Origin of the sequence: Streptomyces sp. BR123, from assembly GCF_013401435.1 — a bacterium.
Lineage (GTDB): Bacteria > Actinomycetota > Actinomycetes > Streptomycetales > Streptomycetaceae > Streptomyces.
This window is the reverse complement of the sequence record NZ_JACBGN010000426.1, coordinates 1-4,610: the sequence shown is the minus strand read 5'-3', so window position 1 is coordinate 4,610 and position 4,610 is coordinate 1. Positions and strand designations below refer to the sequence as shown.

The 4,610-nt window shown below is 75.8% G+C and carries 5 protein-coding genes; 2 read left to right on the top strand and 3 right to left on the bottom strand.

The genetic code is table 11. The annotated features are described in order from the left end of the window. Positions 1-897: serine/threonine-protein kinase (locus HYE82_RS34245; protein ID WP_256988085.1), on the bottom strand; the 897-nt coding region annotated here is incomplete at its 3' end. 418 nt (positions 898-1,315) lie between these two features. On the opposite strand from HYE82_RS34245, the gene HYE82_RS34240 reads away from it, so the two are divergent. Next, the gene (locus HYE82_RS34240) at positions 1,316-1,585 is read left to right on the top strand and encodes a hypothetical protein (protein WP_179178122.1); all 270 of its coding nucleotides are present in this window, start codon (positions 1,316-1,318) and stop codon (positions 1,583-1,585) included. 36 nt (positions 1,586-1,621) lie between these two features. On the opposite strand, the gene HYE82_RS34235 is transcribed toward HYE82_RS34240, so the two are convergent. Further along, positions 1,622-2,824 (bottom strand): CaiB/BaiF CoA-transferase family protein, encoded by a 1,203-nt coding sequence (locus HYE82_RS34235; protein ID WP_179178121.1) that lies wholly within the window; start codon positions 2,822-2,824, stop codon positions 1,622-1,624. Positions 2,825-3,004: 180 nt separating this feature from the next. Here HYE82_RS34235 and HYE82_RS34230 point away from each other — a divergent pair, with 180 nt between their 5' ends. Then, positions 3,005-3,733 carry a TetR/AcrR family transcriptional regulator C-terminal domain-containing protein gene (locus HYE82_RS34230; protein ID WP_179178120.1) on the top strand — a complete coding sequence of 243 codons (729 nt, stop codon included), beginning with the start codon at positions 3,005-3,007 and terminating at the stop codon, positions 3,731-3,733. A 63-nt stretch (positions 3,734-3,796) separates the two neighbouring features. Here the strand turns inward: HYE82_RS34230 and HYE82_RS39150 are convergent. Continuing rightward, positions 3,797-4,610, bottom strand: an 814-nt coding sequence (locus tag HYE82_RS39150) for a type ISP restriction/modification enzyme (protein ID WP_306439683.1), incomplete at its 5' end; no start/stop codon positions are given.

The window sequence follows — 4,610 nt, the reverse complement described above, 5'->3', positions numbered from 1 at the left end:
GCATACGAGATACGGACCGGTCTCGTGGGCTCGTAGATGTGTATAAGAGCCAGCTCCCGCCCCCGTCCACTGGTTCGCGCCGATGCGCGCCGTCGCCGCGGAGGAGTCCGGCCCGGACCGCGGCCCGCCCGGGTCCCTCAGGGAGCCGCCCGCGCCGACGATCCGCAGCATCCGGGCGGCCTCCGCCGCCGGCAGCCGCTCGTCCGGGTCCTTGCGCAGGAGCCCCTCCAGTACGGGGGCCAGCGGCCCGGCCCGGCGCGGCGGCGGCAACTCCCCGTCCACCACCGCCCGCAGGGTCGTCAACGGGGTGTCCTGGCGGAACGGCGAGACCCCCTCGACGGCCGCGTACAGCATCACCCCCAGCGACCACAGGTCCGAGGCGGGTCCCGGCTCGCGCCCCATCGCCCGTTCGGGCGCGAGGAATTCGGGGGAGCCCACCACCTCGCCCGTCCTGGTGATCGCCGTGGAGCCCTCCAGGCGGGCGATCCCGAAGTCGCTCAGCACCACCCGGCCGTCGTTGGCCAGCAGCACGTTGGCGGGTTTGACGTCGCGGTGCAGCACGCCCGCCTCGTGCGCGGCGCGCAGCGCGGCCAGCACCTGCTCCCCGAGGTGCGCGGTGCGCCGCGGGGGCAGCGGCCCCTCCGCCTCCAGCACCTCGGCCAGCGAGAGCCCCCGGACGAGCTCCATCACGATCCAGGGGCGGCCCTCCTCGGTGACCACGTCGTAGACGGTGACCACCCCGCGGTGCGCGACCCGGGCCGCCGCCCAGGCCTCCCGTTCGAGCCTCCGGTAGAGCCGCCCGACCTCGGCGCCGTCCAGCCCCGCCGGGGCCCGTACCTCCTTGACGGCCACCTCGCGGGCCAGGACCTCGTCCCGTGCCCGCCACACGATGCCCATGCCGCCCCGGCCCAGCACACCGAGCAGCCGGTACCGGCCCGCGACGACCCGGCCGTCGGCCGCGCCCGGTCCGCCGTCCGTGTCCGTCCCACCCCGGTTGTCGGTCACGCGCGCCCCCTGTGCGTCCAATGCATCCGCGCACCCCCTGCGTCGGAGTCGCGGCGATGCGTCATCGGGTGGTCACTCCACGTTACCGCAGCGGGGGCCGCCTGACCCCTGTTGTGCAGGCAGGAATCGCCTCCGGCGATTCCCCGAACCCCCGCACCTTGCGGAGAGTAACCGCCGACTCCGCTGAGTAACCGTCAACTCCCCGACGCATAGGGGTAATTCACACCACCGGGATACCCGCGGGCATCCCGGGGGCGATAGGGTTAACCTGCCCGGGCCGGGTGCCTTCGTACGGGTGGGGAGAGAAAAGATGGAACAGATAGCAATGCGCAGCAGGCCGCCCCGCGTGCCTGCCATCACCTGCGGCAGCAGTGCGACCAGCTCGCGCCTCGACCGCCACCTCGCCGTGCTGGGCGGACCCGCCGTCCCCCGCCGGGAGGTCGCCGAGGCCACCCTGCTGATGCGCGAGCTCACCGCCCGCGACCACACGCACCGGCTGCGCAGCCGCAGCGCGCGCGTCTCGCTCTTCGCGCCGCTCCGCCGCCTGCGCCGCTCGCTCTTCGGCAGCCGCCGCTCGTAAGAACTGCCCCCGAACCCGAGAAGTTTCGCCCCGGCCCTACGCAATCACTCCATCCCGGCGCAGTGTCGTGATCTGCGCGCCCGACATCCCCAGGGCGCGCAGCAGGGCCTCGGTGTGTTCGCCGAGTGCGGGCACCGCACCCATGTGCGGTGCCGCACTTCCCGGCAGGCCGATCGGCGGCAGCAGCGCCCGCAGCGGGCCCACCGGTGAACCCACCTCCCGCCAGCGGTCCCGTGCCGCCAACTGCGGGTGCCCGGCGAGCTGTTCCACCGAGTTCAGCCGGGCGCAGGCGATACCCGCCGCCTCCAGCCGCCCGATCGCCTCTCCGGCGTCCAGCAGGGCCAGCGCCTCCGCCACCACGGCATCGGTCTTCTCCCGGCCGCGGGTGCGCGCCGCGTTCGTCGCGTACGCCGGATCGTCCGCCAACTCGGGCCGCCGCAGCACCCGTTCGGCGAGACGGCGCCACTCCCTGTCGTTCTGCACCGACAGCAGCACCCGGTCGCCGTCCGCCGTCGCGTAGGCGTCGTACGGGGCGATCACCGCATGCGCCAGCCCCGTCCGCACGGGCTGCCGCCCGCCGTGCATCGTGTGGTGCAGCGGATGCCCCATCCACTCGGCGAGGGCGTCGAGCATGGACACCTCCACCCGGCCCCCGCGGCCGGTGACCCCGCGCCGCACCAGCGCCGCGAGCACCCCCGAGAAGGCGTACATGGCCGCCGCGATGTCCGCGGCCGGGATGCCCGCCTTGACGGGATGCTCCGGCGTGCCCGTCACCGAGACGAGCCCCGCCTCGCACTGCACGAGCATGTCGTAGGCGCGCTTGTGGGCGTACGGGCCCTCCGCGCCGTATCCGGAGACGTCCACCGCGATCAGCCGCGGGTACCGTGCGCACAGCGCCGCCGAGTCCAGCCCGAGCCGGGCCGCTGCGCCCTGCGCGAGGTTCTGGACGAACACGTCGGCCCCGTCGAGCAGGCCGTGCAGGATCTCCCGGCCGCGCGGGTCCTTGAGGTCCAGTGCGATCGACTCCTTGCCGCGGTTGGCCCACACGAAGTGCGAGGCGAGGCCGTGCGCGGCCGTGTCGTAGGCGCGTGCGAAGTCGCCTCCGTCGGGGCGCTCCACCTTGATCACCCGGGCGCCGAGGTCGGCGAGCTGGCGGGTGGCGAAGGGTGCGGAGACGGCCTGCTCGACGGCGACGACCGTGATCCCGTCCAGCGGCAGGGGTTCGGGCGAGTGTTCCATGGGGTCGATCCCTACCGGGTGGGGGCGGGTCCTGTCACCCCCGTACCGCCGGGGCGTCCGGCCGGACGGCCGATTCCCGCCCTTGCGGTGCCCCGGCCCCGCCTCCTCCAGCCCGTCGGCCGAGACACCCCATCACTGCGTACGGTGCACGTAACTAGGATGGTGGCGAGGTGATGAACCATGGCATCCAGCGGGCGTCCCGCCGACCCGGAAGTGATCTGGACCCGCCCGCAGCGCGCCGGCCGCGGACCCCGGCCCGCGCACACCCGCGAGTCGATCGCGGCCGAGGCCGTGCTGATCGCCGACGCGGAGGGGATCGACTCCGTCTCCATGCGGCGCGTGGCCGCGGGCGTCGGCGCCGGGACGATGTCCCTGTACAACTACGTGCCGCGCAAGGAGGACCTGTACGAGCTGATGGTCGACGCCGTCAGCGGGGAGTACGAGCTGAGCGCGCCGACCGGCGACTGGCGGGCCGACCTGCTGGCGCTGGCCCGGCAGACGCGGCAGCTGATGCACCGCCACCCGTGGCTGCCCCGGCTGCTGACCCCGGTCTACGGGTTCAGCCCGAACGCCTTGCGCTACCTGGAGCACAGCCTGGACTGCCTGGCGCCGCTGAAGCGGTCGGGTGCGGAGAAGCTGGAGCTCGTCGCCTCGGTCAACGGCTCGGTGGCGACCTTCGTGGCGGGGGAGCTCGCCATGGCGGAGCGGGCCCGGGCGCTGCCCTGGGGCGAGGCCGAGGAGACCGCGGTCCGCACGGCCTGGCTGGGCTCGGCGCTCGCGACCGGCCGGTACCCGCTGCTGGGGGCCGCGCTCGCGGACGCGTACCCGGTGGCGGAGGCGGCCGCCGACATGGGCGCGGTGTTCGACCGCTCGGTGAACCGGCTGCTGGCGGGCTGGGAGACCGCCTGAGGGGGCGCGGGCGCGGGCGCGGCGCGTCCGCGGGCCGGGCCGTCCCGACCCGTCCCGGCCCGGTCAGAGCAGGGCGAACTGCCCGCCCGGGCCCTCCTCCCTGTGGTCCAGGACGGACGCCGGCCGCCGTGACCAGACCGGCACCGGCAGCACCCCCGCCGCCGTCAGGCCGGCGCGGGACAGCAGCGGCCCCGGGGTGAACGCCTCCCGCTCCGGGGCCAGATCGGCCAGCAGCGCCAGGGCGGTCACCAGGGCCGGCAGCTCCGAGGTCCAGGCCTGCGGCCACTCGGCCGGGCCGAGCGCCTCCAGCCCCTCGGCGCCGGGTCCCCGGTGCGTGCAGCGGGCGGCGAACCAGGCCCGCAGCACCGGCGTGCCCGCTCCCGGGCCCCCGGACCCCGCGGGCGTGCCCGGCACCGCGTACTCCCAGGCGGCCCGCGGCACCGGGGAGACGGTCCCGGACCCGAGGCTCAGCGTCTCGGTCTCCGGATCCCAGTCGAGCCCGTCGGGCCAGGCCTGGACCGCCGAGCGCACGTACGGCCGGCGCCCGCCGGGCAGCCGGGGCGGCTCGCCGCCGTCCACCCCGCGTACCTGGACCGCGAGCAGTCGCCGGCCGAGGTCCAGCCCGGCGTGCCAGCGCTCGGGGTCGGCGGTGAGCGGCACCTCGTGGCCGCGCGGGCCGGGCCGGCCCACCGCCAGAATCCAGCACAGCACGTCCTGTGGGGCGACCGGGCAGCCGTAGCGCTCGGCCAGCAGCGGCAGCAGGCCCGGCGCGAGGTTCGGCTCGGCGCCGCCGGGGCGCCGGTGCAGCGGGCGGATGCCGCCCAGCCGGCCCGCCGGGAGGTGCCGGGTCACGAGCAGCCCCGGGCCGGGGGCGGGG